This is a genomic window from Vibrio sp. 1078-1, from assembly GCF_033340475.1.
In genome coordinates this window covers 1-558 of record NZ_JAWOWM010000717.1, presented here as the reverse complement: position 1 = coordinate 558, position 558 = coordinate 1, and the positions used below count along the sequence as shown (strand labels likewise).

The window sequence follows — 558 nt, the reverse complement described above, 5'->3', positions numbered from 1 at the left end:
CTCCTCATCAAACCAAATGACTTGGTTGCTATCTCGATACTGCTGAATCATGTTGTAACCTCTAGCCTAGGTAGCGACTGGCCAATATGTATAGCCAACTAAAAGCTGCGAACGCTAACGCAACCATAACGGCTGCCGATCCTATATCTTTAGCGCGACCACTTAATTCATGGCGTTCAACACCAATGCGATCCACCACTGCTTCTATCGCGGAGTTAATCAGTTCGACAATCAGAACTAATACCACGACACCAATCAATAAGATGCGCTCTATCATCCCGACATCAACCACGCACGCCAAAATCACAGTAATGCTTAGCAAAGCGAGCTCTTGTCGAACATCAGTTTCCTGTTTATAAGTGGCTTTTAATCCCTGTATAGAGTAACCTGTTGCTTTGATAATGCGTTTTACGCCCGTATTACCTGGCTTCCCTTATTCTTGCGATTGATCTGGTGTAGTCTTTAACATTGCAGAATACTTATCGGTATTTCGTTATATTGGAGCTGTGTATTTTACATTTATTGGGGATGTCTGCATAATTTACCTGCCTCTATTTC

General features: G+C 42.7%; 1 protein-coding gene. It reads right to left on the bottom strand.

What is annotated here, in order from left to right:
- Window positions 1–61: 61 nt before the first annotated feature.
- Window positions 62–403: a diacylglycerol kinase gene (locus tag R7190_RS29685; protein ID WP_318138184.1), complete on the bottom strand. Its 342-nt coding sequence runs from the start codon at window positions 401–403 to the stop codon at window positions 62–64.
- Window positions 404–558 lie beyond the last annotated feature (155 nt).